Origin of the sequence: Azospirillum sp. TSH20, from assembly GCF_003115935.1 — a bacterium.
GTDB lineage: Bacteria > Pseudomonadota > Alphaproteobacteria > Azospirillales > Azospirillaceae > Azospirillum.
The window spans coordinates 1-18,998 of record NZ_LGQU01000160.1; the positions used below are offsets into that span (position 1 = coordinate 1).

The window sequence follows — 18,998 nt, forward strand, 5'->3', positions numbered from 1 at the left end:
TTTCCCCCCCCCCCCCCCGGGGGAGGGGGGGGGGGGGGGGGGGATGCACTGCGTTGCTCTCCCAAAACTCCCGCCGCGCTTCCCCCTCACCCTAACCCTCTCCCCGGGGGGGAGAGGGGACCGGTAGCGCGTTGGAGTGTCCCCTGATGGACATCCGCCAGCGCCTGCTCGCCGCCTTCGATCTGGAGCACAAGGACCATCTCGCCGCGATCCGCAACGCGCTCCGCGATGCGGAGGCGACGGGCGACGCGCCCGACCTCGTCGACATCCACCGGCGCGCCCACAGCCTGAAGGGCGCCGCCCGCGCCGTCGACCTGCCGGAGGTGGAGGCGATCTCCCACCGGCTGGAAGCCGCCTTCATCGCCGTGCAGAAGGGCGAGATCCCGCTCGACGCCGCCAATGTCGGCGTGTTCCGCCGCGCGCTCGACGCCATCGAGGATCTGGTCGCCTGGTCGCTCCAGGGCGGCGGGGCGGTGGAGACGGCCGGCGTGCTCGCCGATCTCGACGCACTGGCTGCCGGTCGCAGCGGCGGCTCCCCTCCGGGTCCCGCTCCCGCATCCCCGGCCCGCACCGTCGGGAACCGGCCACCCCGCCAGCGCGAGCGCACCGTCGACGCCGATTCCGCCGCCCTGGTCCGCATCGCCGCCCAAGGTCTGGAGCGTCTGTCGGAAACCGCATCGGCCCTGCTGCCGGAGGTGGAGGCGCAGGCGGGGCTTGGCGAGCAGCTCCGGGCGATGCGGCAGGAATGGCGGGCGCTCGACCGCGCATGGCGTCATCTGCGCGTGCAGCTCGGCCGCGGCGCCCGGCTGGAGGCCCGGCCGGAGGATGGAGCCGACGCGCTCGACGGCCGTGGCGCGCTGCCCGCCCTGATGGCTTTCGAGCGCCGCTTCCGGTCGCTGGGCGGCGCGCTCGACAGCGCGCACCGCAGCCATGACCGGCTGCTGTGGTCGATGCGGCGCTGGGGCGGCGGCTTCCAGCAGGACATGCGGCGCCTGCGCATGCTGCCGGCCGAAAACCAGCTGAGCGGCCTCGGCCGCATGGTCCGCGACATCAGCCGGGCCGAGGGCAAGGAGGTCGAGGTCGATGTCCGCGGCCTGGAGGTGGAAGCCGACCGCGCTGTCCTGCAGCGGTTGAAGGACCCCATCCTCCACATCGCCCGCAACGCCATCAGCCACGGCATCGAAACGCCGGCGGAACGGCTGGCGCTGGGCAAGCGGCCGGCGGCGCGCGTCACCATCGCCGCCTCGGTGGAGGGGGCGCGCCTGCTCCTGCGCATCGAGGATGACGGTCGTGGGCTGGACCGCGCGGCGATCCTGCGCAAGGCGGCCGAACGCGGCCTGATCGACGCCGACGAGCTGTCCGGCGCCGAGGAGATACCGCTGGAGCGGCTGACGGAGTTCCTGTTCCATCCCGGCTTCTCCACCGCCTCGCGCACCACCGAACTGGCCGGGCGCGGCATGGGCCTCCCCATCGCCCGGCGGGAGGTGGAGCGGCTGCAGGGCAACCTGACCATCGCCGACCGGCCGGAGGGCGGCACCGCCGTCACCATCGAGGTGCCGCTCAGCCTGCTCAGTCAGCGTCTGGTCTTCGTCGCCGTGCAGGATCAGATCCTGGCGATCCCGTCGGCCGATGTGGTCCGGCTGCGCACCGCCACCGCCGAATCGCTGTTCTCCGGCGTCGGCACCCCGATGATCCGCATCGGCGAGGAGGAGACGCCCGTCACCTCGCTGGCCGCCCTGCTGGGCATGGAGGCGCCGGTGGTGCCCACCGCCGAACGCTCGCTGGCTCTGGTGGTCGTCCGCGCGGCCGACCGGCGGCTGGCGCTGGCGGTCGACCGCTTCGTCGCAACGCGCGAGACGGTGGTGACGGCGGCGGAGGAGACCGGGCTCGACAGCGGCCGCTATCTCGGCACCGTGCTGATGGACGATGGCGGGCCGGCGCTGGTGCTGAACATCTCCGGCCTGATGCCGCTGCCCGGCAGCGTCCTGCCGCCCCCGGCACGACCTGCGGAAGAGGTTACCCCTGCCCGGGCGCATATCCTGGTCGTCGATGACAGCATCACCACCCGCACGCTGGAAAAGAGCATCCTCGAAGCCCATGGTTATCGGGTGACGCTGTGCGTGGACGGGCGCGAGGCCCTGGAGCGCCTTTCGGAAGGGATGGAGGTTGGCCTGATCATCAGCGACGTCGAGATGCCCCGGATGGACGGTTTCGCCCTGCTGCAGGCGGTGAAGGCCGACAAGCGGCTGGAGGAGATCCCGGTGATCCTCGTCACCTCGCGCGCCAGCGACGAGGACCGCGAGCGCGGCTTGCGGCTGGGGGCGGACGCCTACATCGTCAAGACGCGGTTCGACCAGAACGAGCTTCTGGCCGGCATCCGGCGGCTGCTGTGAGCGGGGCGGCGCACTCCGGACCTCCCGCCGTCGGAACCCCCACCGTCGGACACCGTCGCATCCGTGTGCTGGTGGTGGAGGACAGCCCGGTCATCCAGCAGCTTCTCAGCCACGTCATCGGCGCCGACCCTCGGCTGGAGGTGGCGGGCATCGCCTCCAGCGGCGAGCAGGCCCTGCGCATGATCGAGAAGAACGCCCCCGACGTGGTGTCGCTCGACATCCGCCTGCCGGGCATCGACGGCTTCGAGGTGACCAGCCGCATCATGCGGCAGAATCCACTGCCGATCGTGGTGGTGGCGTCCGATGTGCGCGACCTCGACATCCCGATGCGGGCGCTGCAGGCCGGCGCCCTGGCGGTGGTGGAAAAGCCGGGCAGCATGGCGCGCGCCGACTACCAGACGGTGGCGCACCATCTCTGCACCCAGCTGGTCATCATGAGCCAGGTGAAGGTCATCCGCCACCGCATCACCGCGCGGGCCGCCCGTTCTTCCAGCGTCCCCGGCGAAACCCCATCGCCGGACGGCCGCCTGCCCGAGGCGGCGGTGACGGCCGACGGCCGCATCCGCCGCTTCCGCGGGCTGGGCCTCGTCGCCTCCACCGGCGGGCCGGCGGCGCTGGCGAAAGTCCTGAAGGAGCTGCCGGCCGCCTTTCCGCTGCCGGTCTTCGTCGTCCAGCATATGGGCGCCCCCTTCATGGAGGGCTTCGCCAACTGGCTGGGCACCGTATCCCCGCTGCCGGTGCAACTGGGGGAGGCGGGGGTGAAGCCGCGGCCCGGCACGGTCTATGTGGCGCCGGGCGACCGGCACATGCTGGTGGACAACGGCGGCATCCGCCTGTCCGGCGACCCGATGGTGTGCGGCCAGCGCCCGTCGGGCGAGGTGCTGTTCCAGTCGATGGCGCGCGCCTATGGCGCCTCCGGCATCGGCGTGCTGCTGACCGGCATGGGAGAGGATGGAGCGAGGGGACTGGTGGACATGTATCGGGCGGGGGCCTACACGATTGCCGAACACGCCTCCACGGCGGTGATCCACAGCATGCCGGGCACCGCCGTGCGCCTGGGCGGCGCCGTGGAGGAACTGCCTCTCGACCGGGTGGCCGGACGGCTGCTGCAACTGACCTCCGACGAGAAGATGGCGCCATGAACGGACTCCGCAGCCTGGTGGTCATGGGTTCCCAGACGCAGGGGCTTCTGCTGAAGCTTCTGCTGGAGGAGCGCGGCGTCGAGACCGTCTGCGTCGACGGCGTGGAACCGGCCCTGGCCGAGATCGCCGGCAATCCGCAGGATCTGCTGATCGTCGAGGGCGAGCTTGCCGGCCCCACCGGCCTCGCCGACCTGCGCGCGCGCAGCGACGCCGCCGTCATGGTGCTTGGCCGCGGCGAGGGGGAGCACGACCCCTCCGACCCCAAGGCGCTGGTGGTGGAGGCCTGCGCGCTGCTGGAGCGGCGCAGCGCACCGCCGACCGTGCCGGAAATCTTCCGCCGCGCCCATATCCTGATCGTCGACGACAGCGCGACCTACCGCGAGTTCCTGCGCGCCGAACTGGAGCAGGAGGGCTGCACCGTCACCGCCGCCCGCAACGCCGACGAGGCGGTGGCGGCGCTGGCCGGCGGCGGGCTCGACTGCGTCATCCTCGACCTCGTGATGCCGGGCACCAGCGGCACCCAGCTCTGCGAACGATTCGACAGGTTCCGGCGCCAGCGCGGCCTGTTCTTCCAAATCGTCATCCTGACCAGCCAGGACGACGAGGAACAGCTGATGATCAGTTTGAACGCCGGTGCCGACGATTTCGTCGGCAAGGCGCAGGAGATGGATGTCCTGAAGACCCGGCTGATGGCGCTTCTGCGTCGGAAATACTTCGTGGAGGATCATCTGATGCGGCGACCTCGGCCAGCACCTTCCGCATAGGAAGGGAGTAGAGCCATCGTGTGATTTCGGAAGCCGCTTTGTCCGTTTATTCTCTGCGGGATTTTCGAAACTGTCCGACGGTCTATCCGGTGCCGGTGCCGATTACGATGGCGATCAGCCTCCAGCCGTTCCACGACACTCCGATCCCCGCCCCGATCTCCGGCGACACCGATGTGAGAGACTCCGACGCGATGCACCGATCTTCGGCCACCCCAATGTCTCCGACCGATCTGCGCTATCGCGAGTGTCTCGACAACGCACGGCGCGTCTGCGCGGCCGGGACGGTGCCGACCATGCTGGTGATCGGCGGGCCGGAGATGGCCGCCGTCCGCTGCAACGAGGCGCTGGCCTCCCTGCTCAACCATCCGCGCGCCGCCACCCGCGACGAGAGCGGGCCGACCCTGCTGCCCGGCGGCTGGCCGGCGGTGGCCGACGCGCTGCGCCCGCTCTACGGGGTAGGAAGCGCCGACGGCCCTGCCACGCCGCCCGACGGCGCCGCGGTGCAGTTGCCGACCGAACCGCCGCTGAGCCTGCGCGCCACGCCGCTGCTGGTCGACGGCCGCGTGGTCGGGGTGCTGGCGACGGCGACGCTGGACGGCGCCATCGCGAAGCTGGAGGAGGCGATGCGGGCGGAGGTGGCGCGCACCACGGCGGCGCGCTCCCGCTTTCTCGCCTCGGCCAGCCACGACCTGCGCCAGCCCTTCCAGGCGATGCGCCTGTTCCTCGACGCGCTGACCACCCAGGTGGAGGGCAACGCGCGGGCGACCCGCACCGCCGGCATGCTGGCCAACGCGATGACGGCGGGCGAGCAGCTGCTGAACGCCCTGCTCGACATCTCGACGCTGGATGCCGGCACGGTGGAGGCCGACTTGCAGCCGGTGTCGCTCGACGCGCTTCTGCAATCGCTGGCCGATGAATTCCGTCCCCAGGCGGAGGAGAAGGGGCTGCGCCTGCGCGTCCATCTGCCCTGTCGGGCATTCACCCGCAGCGACCCGATCCTGCTCGGCCGCATCATCCGCAACCTGCTGGCCAACGCCATCCGCTACACCCAGCGCGGCGGCATCCTGCTGGGATTGCGCAAGCGCGACGGGCACTGGCGGATCGAGGTGTGGGACACCGGCTTCGGCATTCCGCAGGACAAGCTGGACGTCATCTTCGACGAGTTCCACCAGCTGACCAACCCGGCCCGCGACCCGACGCGCGGCCTCGGCCTCGGCCTCGCCATCGTGCGGCGCCTGTCGGTTCTGCTGAGCGCGCCCATCGACGTGCGGTCGCGCTCCGGCCGCGGCTCGGTCTTCGCCGTTACCGTCGACCGCCTGGAGGGGGAGGAGGCGCTCGCCGACACCCAGTCCGCGACGGCGTCGGCCGATCAGGCGGCGGCGGCAGTCCCGTTGGACGGCATGCGCATCCTGGTGGTGGACGACGACAGCATGGTGCTGTCCGGCCTGCTGCTGACCCTGGAAAGCTGGGGCTGCGCCTTCGTCTCCGCATCCAACATGCGCGAGGTCTTCGCCGCGGTCGATGGGCTGGAGGGCCCGCCCGACGCCATCCTGACCGACCTGCGCCTGCCGGGAAAGGTCTCCGGCTTCGACGTGATCGACCGTGTGCGCAAGCTGTTCAAGGCCGACATCCCGGCAGTGGTCCTGACCGGCGAGACGGCGCCCGAATCCCTGCTGGAGGGCCAGCGCCGCGGCTGCGCCTTCCTGCACAAACCGCTCCACCCCGGGGAGTTGCGCCGCGTGCTGGAGGAGGTCAGGCGGGACGGGACGGCGGGCTGCTGACCATCCCCCTCAATCCCGCCCCTCAATCCCTGGGCGGGCTCTGCAGGTACAGCACCAGCAGCCGCACCAGGCTTTCCAGCGCGTCGGCATGGATGCGCTCGTAGCCGTGCGAGGCGTCGATGCCGAAGCAGACCAGCGCGGTGCGGATGTCGTTGCCGGCCTCGATGGCCGACGCGCTGTCGCAGCGGTAATAGCGGAAGACGTCGCGCTGGTGCGGGATGTTCTGCGCCTGGCACAGCGCGATCAGCGAATGGGTCAGCGCCATGTCGAACGGGCCTGTGCTGTCGGCCATGGCGATGGTGACGCCGAATTCGCTGCTGTTCTGGCCGGGGGCGGTGGTGCCGTTGTCGATGGTCACCATCTCCGCCACGTCCTGATGCAGGATCGAGGAGGCGCCCGACCCGACCTCTTCGGAGATCGTGAACAGCAGGTGGCAATCGACCGGCAGGGCGGCCCCGGCATCGACCACCGCCTTCGCCGCGCCCAGCATCACCGCCACCCCCGCCTTGTCGTCGAGATGGCGGGAGACGATGTAGCCGTTCTCCAGGAATTCCGGCTGCGGGTCGATGGCGACGATGTCGCCGATGTTGAAGCCGCGCTCCTCCAAATCCTGCCGGCTGGCGACCGGGGCATCGACGCGCAGTTCGACCTGCTGCCAATTCACCGGCTGGGTGTCGACCTCCTTGTTGAAGGTGTGGCCAGACGCCTTCAGCGGCAGGATGGTGCCGCGCCACGGCCCCCGGTCGGTCAGCACGGTGCAGCGCGCCCCCTCGGCGAAGCGCGACGACCAGTGGCCGATGGGCACCAGCTCCATCCGGCCATTGTCCTTCAGCATCTTCACCTGGGCGCCCAGCGTGTCGACATGGGCGACCAGCGCCCGGTCGGGACTGGCCCGCACCCCCTTCAGGTCGGCGCGGATGGCGCCGCGCCGCGTCAGCTCATAGGGGATGCCCAGCCGCTCCAGTTCGGCACAGCACAGCCGCACCACGTCGGTGGTGTATCCGGTCGGGCTGGGCGTGGTCAGCAGCCGGTAGAGGACGTCGGTGACATAGCCCATGTCGATGGGCAGCGGCACGGCCATGGTTGGGTTTTCCTCCTGCTGAAGTCCCTCTCTCCCCGCGAATATCCCCTCTCCCCCCCGAGGAGAGGGGGCCTACAGCACCCCGCGCGTCTGGGGAAACAGCAGGTCGACGAAACGTTCCGCCGTCGGCTGCGGTTCGTGGTTGGCGAGGCCGGGCCGCTCGTTCGCCTCGATGAACACGTAGCCCGGCCGGTCGGGCGACTCCACCAGCAGGTCGAAGCCCACCACCGGAATGTCCAGCGCGCGGGCCGCCACCGTCGCCACCTCCACCAGTTCCGGATGCAGGCAGTCGGTCACGTCGTGGATCGTCCCGCCGGTGTGCAGGTTCGCCGTCTTGCGCACCGGCAGCACCTCGCCGGCCGCCAGCACGTCGTCCAGGCTCTTGCCGGCGGCGGCGAGGCAGCGGTCGGTCTCCGCGTCCATCGGAATATGGCTTTCCCCGCCGGTGGCGGCGGCGCGGCGGCGGCTCTGCGCCTCGATCAGTTCGCGCACGCTGTGGGTGCCGTCGCCGGTGACCTCGGCCGGGCGGCGCACCGCAGCGGCCACCACCTTCTTGTCGATGACGATGATCCGCAGATCCTGCCCCTCGCAGAACCGCTCCAGCAGCACCGTGTCGCAATGCTGGCGGGCCGCCGCGATGGCGCGCTCAATCGTCTCGGCGTCGCGCACGTCCACGGTGATGCCGCGCCCCTGCTCGCCGCGCGCCGGCTTGACCACGACGCGGCCATGCGTCGCCAGGAAGGCCGCGTTCTCCTCCCCCTCGCCGGCCACCGCCTGGGCCGGCACATTCAGCATGGCGCGTTCCAGCACGCGCCGGGTCACCGCCTTGTCGTCGCAGCGGCTCATGGCGATGGCGCTGGTCAGTTCGCTCAGCGATTCGCGGCAGACCACGCTGCGCCCGCCCCAGGTCAGGCAGAAATAGCCGGCCTCGGCATCCACCACATCGACGCCGATGCCGCGCCGCCGCGCCTCGTTGACGATGATGGTGGCATAGGGGTTCAGCCGCTCGCCCGGCTGCGGGCCGGTGAACAGCCGCTCGTTGATCGGGTTCCTGGTCTTCAGCGCGAAGGTCGGAATCCGGCGGAAATTCAGCTTCTCGTACAGCGCGATGGCGTTCTCGTTATCATGCAGCACCGACAAATCGAGGAACGCCCGCCCGCGCGCCTGCACATGCTCCGCCACCGTGCGGACCAGCGTTTCGCCGATTCCCGGAAACGACGCCTGCGGATCGACAGCCAGGCACCACAGCGAACTGCCGTTCTCCGGATCGCCATAGGCGTGGGCGTGATCCACCGCCGTCACCGACCCGATCACCTCGCCGGTGGAATCGTCGCAGGCGACGAAATGGGTCAGCACCCGGCTGTTGCGCGACGCCACCAGGAAGGATGAGGAGACCGGGACCATCCGCCGCCGGGCATAGATGCGCTGCACCCCCTCGGCATCCTCGCGCGTGCGCAGCCGGCGGACGCTGTAGCCCTTCGGCCGGCGCCGCGACGGGCGATAGTCGGTCAGCCACAGGCGGAAGGTGTGGGAGGGGTCGAGGAACAGCTCCTGCGGCGCGCGCGACAGGGCGACATGCGGGTCCTGCAGATAGAACACGATGTCGCGGGTGCCCGGCGCCTCCTGCCGCAACGTCTCGATCATGCGGTCGAGATCGTCGAAGGTGTGGGCGAAGATCAGCCGGCCCCAGCCGCAATCCACCACCACGTCGGCGCGCGGCGCGTCGGCCTCGGTCTCTCCCGCCGGCGGACGGCCGGTGTAGCGCCGGGTGTGGCGCAGGGTGGCGCTGGCGGCGCGCTCCAGCCGGTGCGGTTTCACGCGGGCGTAGCTCATGGGTTCCCCCTGATCGTCGGATGCGGCTCCTCGCATTGGCAACATCCGGGGACGCGGATCGGTCCCGCGCCCGGATGTGCCGGCGGAGCGTTCTTCGTTTGGAATGGCCGTAAGGACGACCGCTTACAGGCCCTGTTCCTGGAACCAGAATTCCAGCAGAGCCACCTGCCACAGCTTCGACCCGCGCAGCGGCGTGATGTGGCTTTCCGGATCGGCGAGCAGCCGGTCGAGATACGCGCGGCGGAACAGGCTGCGGTCCCGCGCCGCCGGTGCGTTCAGCACGTCCCGCACCCGCTCCAGGAAGGGGCCGCGCAGGTATTTCAGCGCCGGCACCGGGAAATAGCCCTTGGGCCGGTCGATCACCGCCGCCGGCACCACGCGCCGCGCCGCTTCCTTCAGGACGTACTTGCCGCCGTCCGGCAGCTTCATCTCCGCCGGGATGCGGGCCGCCAGTTCCACCAGCTCGTGGTCGAGGAAGGGCACGCGCGCTTCCAGCCCGGCGGCCATCGTCATGTTGTCGACCCGCTTCACCGGATCGTCCACCAGCATGACGGTGGTGTCGAGCCGCAGCGCCTTGTCCACCGGCCGGTCGGCGCCGGGCATGGCGAAGCGCTGTTCCAGCCAGCGGCGGGAATGGTCCTCGCCGACCAGCCGCGGGTCCAGCGCCTGCGCCATCTCGGCATGGTCGCGGTCGAAGAAGACGCGGGCGTAGTCGCCCACCGCGTCCTTGCTGTCCAGCAGCGGCGGATACCAGTGATAGCCGCCGAACACCTCGTCGGCGCCCTGGCCCGACTGCACCACCTTCACCTGCTTCGCCACCTCCTGCGACAGCAGGAAGAAGCCGATGTTGTCGTGGCTGACCATCGGCTCCGACATCGCGCGGACGCAGTCGGTCAGCTCCGGCAGGGCGCGGGCGCTGTCGACGAAGATGCGGTGGTGGTCGGTGCCGAAATGCTTGGCGACGATGTCGGAATACTGGAACTCGTCGCCGCGCTCGTCGCCCACCGTCTCGAAACCGATGGAGAAGGTCTTCAGCCCGCTCTGCCCGTTCTCGGCCAGCAGCGCGGTGATCAGCGAGCTGTCCAGCCCGCCCGACAGCAGCACGCCCACCGGGACATCGGCGACCAGCCGGCGGCGCACTGCGCGGGTCAGCGTCTCCAGCACCAACTCGCGCCAGTCGGCGAAATCGCGCCCCTCGTCGCCGGACTGCGGCCCGAAGGTCAGCGACCAATAGGTGTTTTCGCGCCGGGTGCCGTCGGGCTCCACGATCAGGACCGTGGCGGGCGGCAGCTTCCGCACGCCCTTCAGGATGGTGTAGGGCGCCGGGACGACGGCGTGGAAGCTCATGTAATGGTGCAGCGCCACCGGATCGACGTCGGTGTCGATCCCGCCGGACGCGACAAGCGCCGGCAGCGAGGAGGCGAAGCGCAGGCCGCCGGGAATGTCCGCCAGATACAGCGGCTTGATGCCCAGCCGGTCGCGGCCCAGCACCACCCGGCCGCTGTCGCGCTCAAAGATGGCGAAGGCGAACATCCCGTTCAGGCGCTTGACGAAATCAGGCCCCCAGGCGTGATAGGCCTTGATCAGGACCTCGGTGTCGCCGTCGGAGAAGAAGCGGTAGCCGAGCCCGACCAGCTCCTCGCGCAGTTCCCGGTGATTGTAGATGCAGCCGTTGAAGACGATGGCGAGCCCGAGGGCTGCATCCACCATCGGCTGCTGCGATGCCTCGCTGAGATCGATGATCTTCAGCCGGCGATGTCCTAAGGCGACGCGCCCATGGGCGAACAGGCCGTGGCCGTCCGGCCCGCGCGGCGCCAGCTTGTCGCACATGGCCTGTACGGCCACCGTGCTGGCCGCCTCGCCGGCCTTGAAACGAATTTCACCACTCAGTCCGCACATCGGCTGTCGAGCCTCCTCGTTGGTTCAGGACGAAGGGGCGCTCGACCCGCAAGAAGGGCCAAACTGCACCACCGGCACCTGTGCGGAATAACGTCCTGCAGGGCCCGAGGTTCCACGATGGAGACCGTCGGGCAACCTTGCTCACAGCCCCGGAGGTTTATTGGCCGGGCTCGCGGGGCTCGATGATTTCTTCCCAGTGCACCCCCTGAACCCTCGCTCCTTTGTCGCGAATTGAGGAGGCAAGACGGTATTGACGCTTCCGGATCCAAAGAATATCCTGCCTCAATGGTTGAAAAGGACACCCACATTGTTGCCCGGTTGGCCGGCATCCCAGCAGGCGGGATGCCGGGAGATCGGCCGCGATAACTGATCGTTAGCGGACGGTACCCTGGTCTCGCCCCTCATGGACGAGGCCTTCAGTACGAGTATTGTGCCTCGTCCATCATCATAGATGGAGTTTGCCATGGCACAGAATATCTACGACAATCCCGAATTCTTTGCTGGTTACAGCCAGTTGCCTCGCCAAGTGCACGGCCTGGACGGTGCGCCGGAGTGGCCTGCTATCCGCGCAATGCTGCCCGATCTGGTGGGAAGGCGTGTGGTCGATCTCGGGTGTGGTTTCGGCTGGGTTTCAAGGTGGATGCGTGACCAAGGGGCAGCCTCAGTGCTGGGGTTTGACCTTTCCGAGAACATGATCCGTCGCGCAAGAGCGAATACCGTCGATCCGGAAATCGAATATCGAATTGCGGACATAGAAGTTATGGAATTGCCGCCGGCGGCTTTCGATTTCGCTTACAGCGCTCTAACCTTCCATTACATCAGGGATTTTCAGCGGTTGGTGAAAATGGTCCATCAGGCTCTGGTGCCAGGTGGACGACTCGTGTTTACAATAGAGCATCCGATCTTCATGGCAGCATCCAATCCACATTGGATTACCGATGAGGACGGGCACAAGGCATGGCTAGTCAATCGCTACTCTGATGAAGGAGAACGTCGCACTGACTGGTTTGCCAAAGGAGTATTGAAGTATCATAGGACCATCGGCACCACGCTGAATACGCTGATCAGGACTGGCTTTACGATTCAAGCCGTTGAAGAATTTGCTCCATCGGCACAGCAGATCGAAACTGATCCGGAACTGAAGGATGAAATTGAGAGGCCGATGATGCTTCTCATATCCGCAGCGCGTTGACGTTCCGGCTTTCGCATGATGCGTAGGGTATGATCTGTCCTAAAGCCCGAAGAAGCCCCGCAGCCGCGCCAGCAGCGCCTGTGATTCCGCCGGCGGCGGCGGGGTGGCGCCCTGCTGGCGCTTGGACTGGCTGACGTTGCGGGTCTGGCGTTCGGCCATCAGTTCGGCCAGCCGTTCCGCCAGTTCCGGACGGCGCCGCAGCACCGGGTCCAGATGGCCGCGCGACAGTTCGAACACCACGGCGTCGGTGCAGGCGACGACCGACGCGCTGCGCGGCTGCCCGGTCAGCAGCGACATTTCGCCGAACAGGTCGCCCGGCCGCAGCCGCGTCAGATGGACCACGCCGGAGCGCTGCCCGTCCTCCGTGTCGGGGACGGTGGGAGCGGCGATCTGGACGTCGAACACACCCTCGGCGATGACGAACAGCGATTCTCCGGCGTCGCCCTGGCGAACGGCGGCGGTGCCGGCGGGGATGTGGAACTGGCGCATCGCCTGGGCCAGCGCGTCGACCTCCTTGTCGTCGAAGGCATCGAACAGCTCCAACTGGCGCAGCAGCCCGCGCCGCAGCAGGCCGGTGTCGTGCGCCCCCGTCTGGCGTCGGCGGACCTCCTGCTTGGGGCGGGCTGGCTCGATTCCGGCGTGGGCGAGGTTGGACAGCACCGCCGTCAGCACGGCATCGCGCACCAGCGACACCCGGCCGCCGTCGTCGGTCCAGAAGCGCGCCAGATAGGAGATGCCGTTGGGCGTCACCGCCTCGACGATCACGTCCGGGCGCGGCGTGGGCAGCACGCCGTCGGCGCAGAGCATCGCCGACAGCAGGATGCGCTTGGCCCGCTCGACCGGCACTTCCTGGTCCAGCAGGACCGGGACGGTGGCGCGGAAGGCCGGGTTCGGGCGGCTGTAATTGACGAAGCGGCTGCCGGCGACGATGCCGTTCGGCACGACGATGGCGGTGCCGTCGCTGGCGATCAGCCGGGTCGCGCGCCAGTTGATCTCGTCCACCCGCCCGGCGACGCCGGGGGACAGCTCCAGCCAGTCGCCCAGCCGATAGGGATGTTCGATGTTCAGTGCGATGCCGGCGAAGATGTCGGCGATCATGTTGCGCAGCGCGAAGCCCAGCACGGCGATGGCGACGCCCGACGTCGCCAGCAGCCCGGTCACCGGCTGTTCCAGCACGAAGGCCAGGATCGCCAGCACCGCGACGCCATAGACGAAGAAGCGCAGCAGGTCGGCCAGCAGCCGGGGGATGCGCGGCGGCCGGCCGCCGTTGCCCGCCGCCAGCATGTCGATCACCCGCGCCCCGCCCCAGGCGGCGGCAAGCCACGCGGCCGACGCGACGGCGATGTCGAACCCGCCGCTCAGCGGCAGCCCGACGAAGGGTTCCAGATGGCCGTGCAGCCAGGGTTTGGCGGCGACCAGCGCGGCCAAAAGGGCCAGGACCAGGGCAGGGGCGGACAGACGCCGCAAGGCGTTCATCGACGGGCTTCTCCTCGGCGGCCGGCCATCCGCGGCCGGGCGAGGTGCGACGATGGCACGAGCACGCGCCGTCCAGTCAAGGGCTCAATTGAATCAGATGTTTGACGGTTCAGACGGTCACCGGACCCTGCAACGCCCGCGGGTATCCCATCACGAAGCCGCCGATCACCGGATCGGCCCCTGCGACTATGCTGGCGAAGGCATAGGCCCGGCACAGCACCGCCAGCGCGGTGTCGGCATCGCTGCTCTTGCGCCGGAAGGCGTCGCCGTCGCGCAGATCGGCGAACTCCCCCTGCCAGAAGGACGGATCGTCCAGCGGGCCGAAATTCATCGCCCAGAAGCCGAAGGACCGTCCCTTCCGTTCCCACCGCCCCAGCACCGCCATGTTGCAGTGCCGCTCGTCATGCGAGATGCGATGGAAGAGTTCGTTCACCGCCTTCGGCTCACCCTCCAGAACCTGAAGAAAGGTGCCCTCATGTTCGATAAGGAAACCGGTGATGCCCAGACGCCGATTGTTTGTGGAGCTTCGCACACAAATGTCCGCCAAAGCCGAAAATGGCAGCAGAGAGACCGCATCGCTGCGATAGAGCAGGGTCAGCATGGCGTTCCTCCCATTTTTACTTATGAAAATGGAGAGGAAACCGGCATGTGGTAACCCTTTCTTTCGTAGAGTCGATGTCGCAGCCGCCGGGCATATCCCGAACCGGATGGGTCTCGGCGGCAGGCGCCGTCAGCGGTCGAGCAGCCCGTGCCGCCGGTGCCAGTCCTCCAGCGATTCCTCCGGATAGCGGGCGAAATGCACGTCGTTCGGACCCGTCGGCACCTCCACCCACGGCGCCTTGAAGTCCAGCATGATGTGCACCCGCTCCGGCGGTGTCGGCAGCGGCGTGTCGATGGCCGAGGCGAAGGGATGGACCAGCTCCGGCCAGGCCGGGTCCTCCGCCCACAGCGCCGTGCCGCAGTGCTTGCAGAAATGCCGGTGCGACGGGCCGAGGTGGGTCTGTCCCGGATGGTCGGGGTCCTCCATCGGCGCCCGCCACATCGCCACCGCGTCGCGCCCCTCGACCTCCAGCGTGTCGGCGTCGCCGCCCAGATTGATGGCATATCCGCCGCCGCCGGCGCTCTTGCGGCAGATGGTGCAGTAGCAGCGCATGTAAGGCACCGGCGTCGGCGAGTTCAGCGTGAAGCGGACGGCGCCGCAGCGGCAGGAACCGGAAAGCTTCATGGCAGCGGTCTCCGTAAAAAACGCCCTCTCCCGCCCCGGGAGAGGGAGGGGACCCACCGAAGGTGGGGAGGGTGAGGGGGAATCCAAGAATCCCGAACCGCATGGTTTCTCGGATCACCCCTCACCCTTCCCATGCTCCGCATGGGCCCCTTCCCTCTCCCGGGGCGGGAGAGGGAGCTGAGCATCCCCCATCGACGGAACGCAGCGGAAGGGCGGCTGTTACCCCCCGGCAGTCATTCGCGGAACCCACCTGCCAGCAGTCGGAGCGGTTATGTCCCAGCCAACAGGTCCAGCGTCCCAGGGCCACATCCACAAACAGCCGGTGCCTCCTCCCGAAGCGATGGACGTCACCCTGACCATCAACGGCAGCCGCAAGACCCTGCGCGTCGCCCCCTGGACCAGCCTGCTCGACGCGCTGCGCCTGCATCTCGACATGACCGGGACCAAGAAGGGTTGCGACCATGGCCAGTGCGGCGCCTGTACCGTTCTGGTCGACGGCCGCCGCATCAACTCCTGTCTGACCCTGGCGGTGATGGCGGAGGGGCGGACCGTCACCACCATCGAGGGGCTGGCCAGCGGCGACGCGCTCCACCCGCTGCAGGAGGCCTTCGTCGAGCATGACGCCTTCCAGTGCGGCTACTGCACGCCCGGCCAGATCTGCTCCGCCGTCGGCATGCTGGAGGAGGGCCACGCCAAGACCGATGACGATATCCGCGAACTGATGAGCGGCAACCTGTGCCGCTGCGGCGCCTATCCGAACATCGTCGCCGCGATCCGTCAGGTCATGGATGCGCAGAAGGACGGAGGCACGCCATGAGGGCCTTCTCCTACCACCGTCCCGACAGCGTCGATGCGGCGCTCCGCGGCGTCGCCGGCCAGCCCGGCACGACGACCGAGGCGGCGGTGAAGTTCGTCGCCGGCGGCACCAACCTGCTCGACCTGATGAAGGCCGACGTGATGCGGCCGGAGCGGCTGGTCGACATCTCCCGCTTGAGCCTCGACAAGATCGAAGAGGTGGACGGCGGCGGCCTGCGTCTCGGCGCACTCGCCCGTAATGCTGACACCGCCTATGACGCGCGGGTGCAGGCGCGCTACCCGATGCTGTCGAAGGCGATCCTGGCCGGCGCCTCGGCGCAGCTGCGCAACATGGCGACCAACGGCGGCAACCTGCTGCAGCGCACGCGCTGCTATTACTTCTACGACACCGGCACGCCCTGCAACAAACGGGAGCCGGGGACCGGCTGCGGCGCGCTCACCGGCGTCAACCGCATCCACGCCATCCTGGGTGCCAGCGACCATTGCATCGCCGTCCACCCGTCCGACATGTGCGTCGCCCTTGCCGCTCTTGAAGCGGTCGTCCGCGTCAGCGGCCCGAAGGGCGAGCGCACCATCCCCTTCGCCGACTTCCACCGCCTGCCCGGCGACACCCCGCACATCGACAGCACTTTGGCCGCTGATGAACTCATCACCGCCATCGACCTGCCGGCCGAGGGCTTCGCCAAGCACTCGACCTACCTGAAGGTTCGCGACCGCGCCTCCTACGCCTTCGCGCTGGTATCGGTGGCTGCCGCCCTGGAACTGGAGGGCCAGACCATCCGCACCGCCCGCCTCGCGCTCGGCGGCGTCGCCCACAAGCCCTGGCGCGACCCGGCGGCCGAAGCCGAACTGGCCGGCAAGCCCGCCTCGCTGGAAACCTTCCGCGAGGCGGCGCGCGTCCTGCTTCGCGGTGCCAAGGGCCAGTCGCATAACGCCTTCAAGATCGGACTTGCCGAGCGCGCCATCGTCCGGGCGCTGGCCGAAGCCGCCGGAGTGGAGCACCCATGATCGCCAAACCGACCATCCCCGATCAGTTGGACCGCCCCGGCGCCCAGATCGGCAAGCCCGTCAGCCGCGTCGACGGCCGGCTGAAGGTGACCGGCGGCGCCAAATACGCGGCGGAGTTCAACACCCCTGGCCTCGCCCACGGCTACATCGTCTCCAGCGCCATCGCCCGCGGCCGCATCCTCGGCATAGACACTGCCAAGGCGCTGGCCCTTCCCGGCGTGTTCCAGGTCTTCACCCACCTGAACCGGCCGAGCCTCCCCTGGTTCGACCGCAAGTGGAAGGACGACGACGCGCCGAAGGGCTCGCCCTTCCGCCCGCTCTACGACGCGACCATCCACCACGCGCTCCAGCCCGTCGCGCTGGTGGTGGCGGAGAGCTTCGAACTGGCGCGCTACGCCGCCCGCCTGATCCACGTCACCTATGAGGCCGACGAACACCAGACCGACCTCCATGCGGCAAGCGCCAACGCCTTCACCCCCGGCAAGGACAAGGGCGGCTTCCAGCCCCCGCCCAAGCCGCGCGGCGACGCCGACAAGGCGCTGGCCGAGGCGGAGGTCAGCGTCGACCTCGATTTCACCCAGGCGGTCGAGCATCACAACCCGATGGAGATGCACGCCTCCACCGTCATCTACCACAATGACGGCACCCTGACCGTCCATGACAAGACCCAGGGGCCGATCAACACCCAGACCTATGTCTGCAACGTCTTCGACCTGTCGAAGGACGCGGTGCGGGTGATCTCCCCCTTCGTCGGCGGCGCCTTCGGCTCCGGCCTGCGTCCGCAGCACCAACTGTTCATGGCGGTGCTGGCGGCGACCACGCTGAAGCGCTCCGTCCGGGTCGAGCTGTCGCGCCCGCAGATGTTCAGCTTCGGCCACCGCCCCGAAGCCCTCCAGCGCGTGGCCCTGGGCGCAAAGAGGGACGGCACCCTCACCGCCGTCATCCACGAGGCGGTGCAGGAGACCTCGCAGACCGAGAATTACGTCGAGGTCGTGGTCAACTGGTCGGGCCAGCAATACAAGTGCGACAATGTCCGGCTGGACTACAAGCTGGCCCGCATGGACACCCACACCCCGCTCGACCAGCGCGCCCCCGGCGCCGCCACCGGCGTCCCGGCGCTGGAGATCGCCATGGACGAGCTGGCGGCCAAGCTGGGCATGGACCCGCTGGAGCTGCGGCTGAAGAACTACACCGAGGTCGATCCCAACACCGGAAAGCCCTTCTCCAGCAAGGAGCTGCGCGCCTGCTTCCAACAGGGCGCCGAGCGCTTCGGCTGGCACAAACGCACCCATGCCCCGCGGTCGATGCGCGAGGGGCGCCAACTGATCGGCTGGGGCATGGCATCCGGCGTGTGGGATGCGATGCAGGGGCAGGCGGTGGCGTCTGCCCGGCTCGGCATCGACGGCACGCTGACGGTCGGCAGCGCCACCGCCGACATCGGTCCCGGCACCTACACGGCGATGACGCAGATCGCCGCCGATATCTTGGGATTGCCCATCGACAGGGTGTCCTTCCAGCTCGGCGACACCAACCTGCCGATGGCGCCGCTGCAGGGAGGGTCCTGGACGGTGTCCTCGGTCGGCTCGGCGGTGAAGGCGGTGTGCGACCGTCTGCGCGACAAGCTGGCCGGCCTCGCGGTCGGGCTGAACGACGGTCCGCTGAAGGGGTTGAAGGCCGACGACCTGACCTTCGCCGACGGCTGCCTGATCGCCAGATCCGACCCGTCCTGGCGCATGTCGATCACCGAGGTGATGCGCGCCAACGACCTGTTGGTGCTGGAGGACGAGGCGCGCTCGATCCCCAATTACAAGTCGCAGATGCAGCACGCGCTGGGCACCCACTCCGCCATCTTCGCGGAGGTGCGGGTGGACGAGGATCTCGGCACCGTGCAGGTGACCCGCGTGGTCAGTGCGGTGGCCGCCGGCCGCATCATCAACCCCAAGACGGCGCGCAGCCAGGTTCTGGGCGCGGTGGTGTGGGGCATCGGCATGGCGCTGGAGGAGGAGACGATGACCGACCAGCGCCTCGGCCGCTTCATGAACCACGATTTCGCCGAGTACCACATCCCGGTGAACGCCGACGTCCACGACATCGACGTCATCTTCGTCGAGGAGCATGACGACATCGTGAACCCACTGGGCGCCAAGGGTGTCGGCGAAATCGGCATCGTCGGCGTCCCCGCCGCCATCGCCAACGCCATCTACCACGCGACCGGCAAACGCCTCTGCGACCTGCCGATCACCGTGGATAAGATCTTGGCGAGCGATTCTTAAAACTCCTTCTCCCCCCGGGGAGAAGGTTGGGATGAGCAACTGTCTTGTTCATGTGTTGGTGGGAATGGCTGCCAGTGCGTCACGGACCCGAGCGTTGAGAATTGTCAGCATTTTG

Annotated in this window: 14 protein-coding genes; 8 read left to right on the top strand and 6 right to left on the bottom strand. The window is 68.7% G+C overall.

Annotation, left to right across the window (positions count from 1 at the left end; all coding sequences use genetic code 11):
• The first annotated feature begins 146 nt into the window (after positions 1-146).
• From TSH20_RS32320 to TSH20_RS32335, 4 genes are all read left to right on the top strand, one after another.
• Positions 147-2,393: a response regulator gene (locus TSH20_RS32320; protein ID WP_109156494.1), complete on the top strand. Its 2,247-nt coding sequence runs from the start codon at positions 147-149 to the stop codon at positions 2,391-2,393.
• Positions 2,390-3,535: a chemotaxis-specific protein-glutamate methyltransferase CheB gene (cheB, locus tag TSH20_RS32325; RefSeq protein WP_109156493.1), complete on the top strand. Its 1,146-nt coding sequence runs from the start codon at positions 2,390-2,392 to the stop codon at positions 3,533-3,535. The genes TSH20_RS32320 and cheB overlap by 4 nt, the downstream gene beginning before the upstream one ends.
• Complete coding sequence (locus TSH20_RS32330; protein WP_109156492.1) at positions 3,532-4,299, top strand: response regulator transcription factor; 768 nt, start codon at positions 3,532-3,534, stop codon at positions 4,297-4,299. The genes cheB and TSH20_RS32330 overlap by 4 nt, the downstream gene beginning before the upstream one ends.
• 107 nt (positions 4,300-4,406) lie before the next feature.
• Entirely contained in the window at positions 4,407-6,080 is a 1,674-nt protein-coding gene (locus TSH20_RS32335) for a hybrid sensor histidine kinase/response regulator (RefSeq protein ID WP_109156491.1), read from the top strand.
• 22 nt (positions 6,081-6,102) lie between these two features.
• On the opposite strand, the gene TSH20_RS32340 is transcribed toward TSH20_RS32335, so the two are convergent.
• The 3 genes from TSH20_RS32340 to TSH20_RS32350 all read right to left on the bottom strand — a co-directional run bounded on the left by TSH20_RS32340 (position 6,103) and on the right by TSH20_RS32350 (position 10,893).
• Complete coding sequence (locus TSH20_RS32340; protein WP_199232014.1) at positions 6,103-7,161, bottom strand: osmoprotectant NAGGN system M42 family peptidase; 1,059 nt, start codon at positions 7,159-7,161, stop codon at positions 6,103-6,105.
• Positions 7,162-7,233: 72 nt separating this feature from the next.
• Positions 7,234-8,994: an N-acetylglutaminylglutamine synthetase gene (gene ngg / locus TSH20_RS32345; RefSeq protein ID WP_109156490.1), complete on the bottom strand. Its 1,761-nt coding sequence runs from the start codon at positions 8,992-8,994 to the stop codon at positions 7,234-7,236.
• Between the two features lie 123 nt (positions 8,995-9,117).
• Positions 9,118-10,893: an N-acetylglutaminylglutamine amidotransferase gene (locus TSH20_RS32350; RefSeq protein ID WP_109156489.1), complete on the bottom strand. Its 1,776-nt coding sequence runs from the start codon at positions 10,891-10,893 to the stop codon at positions 9,118-9,120.
• A gap of 463 nt (positions 10,894-11,356) precedes the next feature.
• Between TSH20_RS32350 and TSH20_RS32355 the strand changes: the two genes are divergently transcribed.
• Positions 11,357-12,085, top strand: a complete 729-nt coding sequence (locus tag TSH20_RS32355; protein WP_109156495.1) for a class I SAM-dependent methyltransferase — start codon at positions 11,357-11,359, stop codon at positions 12,083-12,085.
• Positions 12,086-12,124: 39 nt separating this feature from the next.
• Here the strand turns inward: TSH20_RS32355 and TSH20_RS32360 are convergent, their stop codons facing one another.
• The 3 genes from TSH20_RS32360 to TSH20_RS32370 all read right to left on the bottom strand — a co-directional run bounded on the left by TSH20_RS32360 (position 12,125) and on the right by TSH20_RS32370 (position 14,786).
• Positions 12,125-13,561: a mechanosensitive ion channel family protein gene (locus TSH20_RS32360; protein ID WP_109156488.1), complete on the bottom strand. Its 1,437-nt coding sequence runs from the start codon at positions 13,559-13,561 to the stop codon at positions 12,125-12,127.
• Between the two features lie 109 nt (positions 13,562-13,670).
• Positions 13,671-14,162, bottom strand: a complete 492-nt coding sequence (locus TSH20_RS32365; protein ID WP_109156487.1) for a BLUF domain-containing protein — start codon at positions 14,160-14,162, stop codon at positions 13,671-13,673.
• Positions 14,163-14,291: 129 nt separating this feature from the next.
• Positions 14,292-14,786, bottom strand: a complete 495-nt coding sequence (locus TSH20_RS32370) for a GFA family protein (RefSeq protein WP_109156486.1) — start codon at positions 14,784-14,786, stop codon at positions 14,292-14,294.
• Between the two features lie 340 nt (positions 14,787-15,126).
• Here TSH20_RS32370 and TSH20_RS32380 point away from each other — a divergent pair, with 340 nt between their 5' ends.
• From TSH20_RS32380 to TSH20_RS32390, 3 genes are read left to right on the top strand one after another with little or no spacing between them, the layout of a single operon-like run.
• The gene (locus tag TSH20_RS32380) at positions 15,127-15,603 is read left to right on the top strand and encodes a (2Fe-2S)-binding protein (protein WP_199232015.1); all 477 of its coding nucleotides are present in this window, start codon (positions 15,127-15,129) and stop codon (positions 15,601-15,603) included.
• Positions 15,600-16,610 (top strand): xanthine dehydrogenase family protein subunit M, encoded by a 1,011-nt coding sequence (locus TSH20_RS32385; RefSeq protein WP_109156484.1) that lies wholly within the window; start codon positions 15,600-15,602, stop codon positions 16,608-16,610. Before TSH20_RS32380 ends, TSH20_RS32385 begins: the two co-directional genes overlap by 4 nt.
• Entirely contained in the window at positions 16,607-18,883 is a 2,277-nt protein-coding gene (locus tag TSH20_RS32390) for a xanthine dehydrogenase family protein molybdopterin-binding subunit (protein ID WP_109156483.1), read from the top strand. The genes TSH20_RS32385 and TSH20_RS32390 overlap by 4 nt, the downstream gene beginning before the upstream one ends.
• The last annotated feature ends 115 nt before the right edge of the window (positions 18,884-18,998 follow it).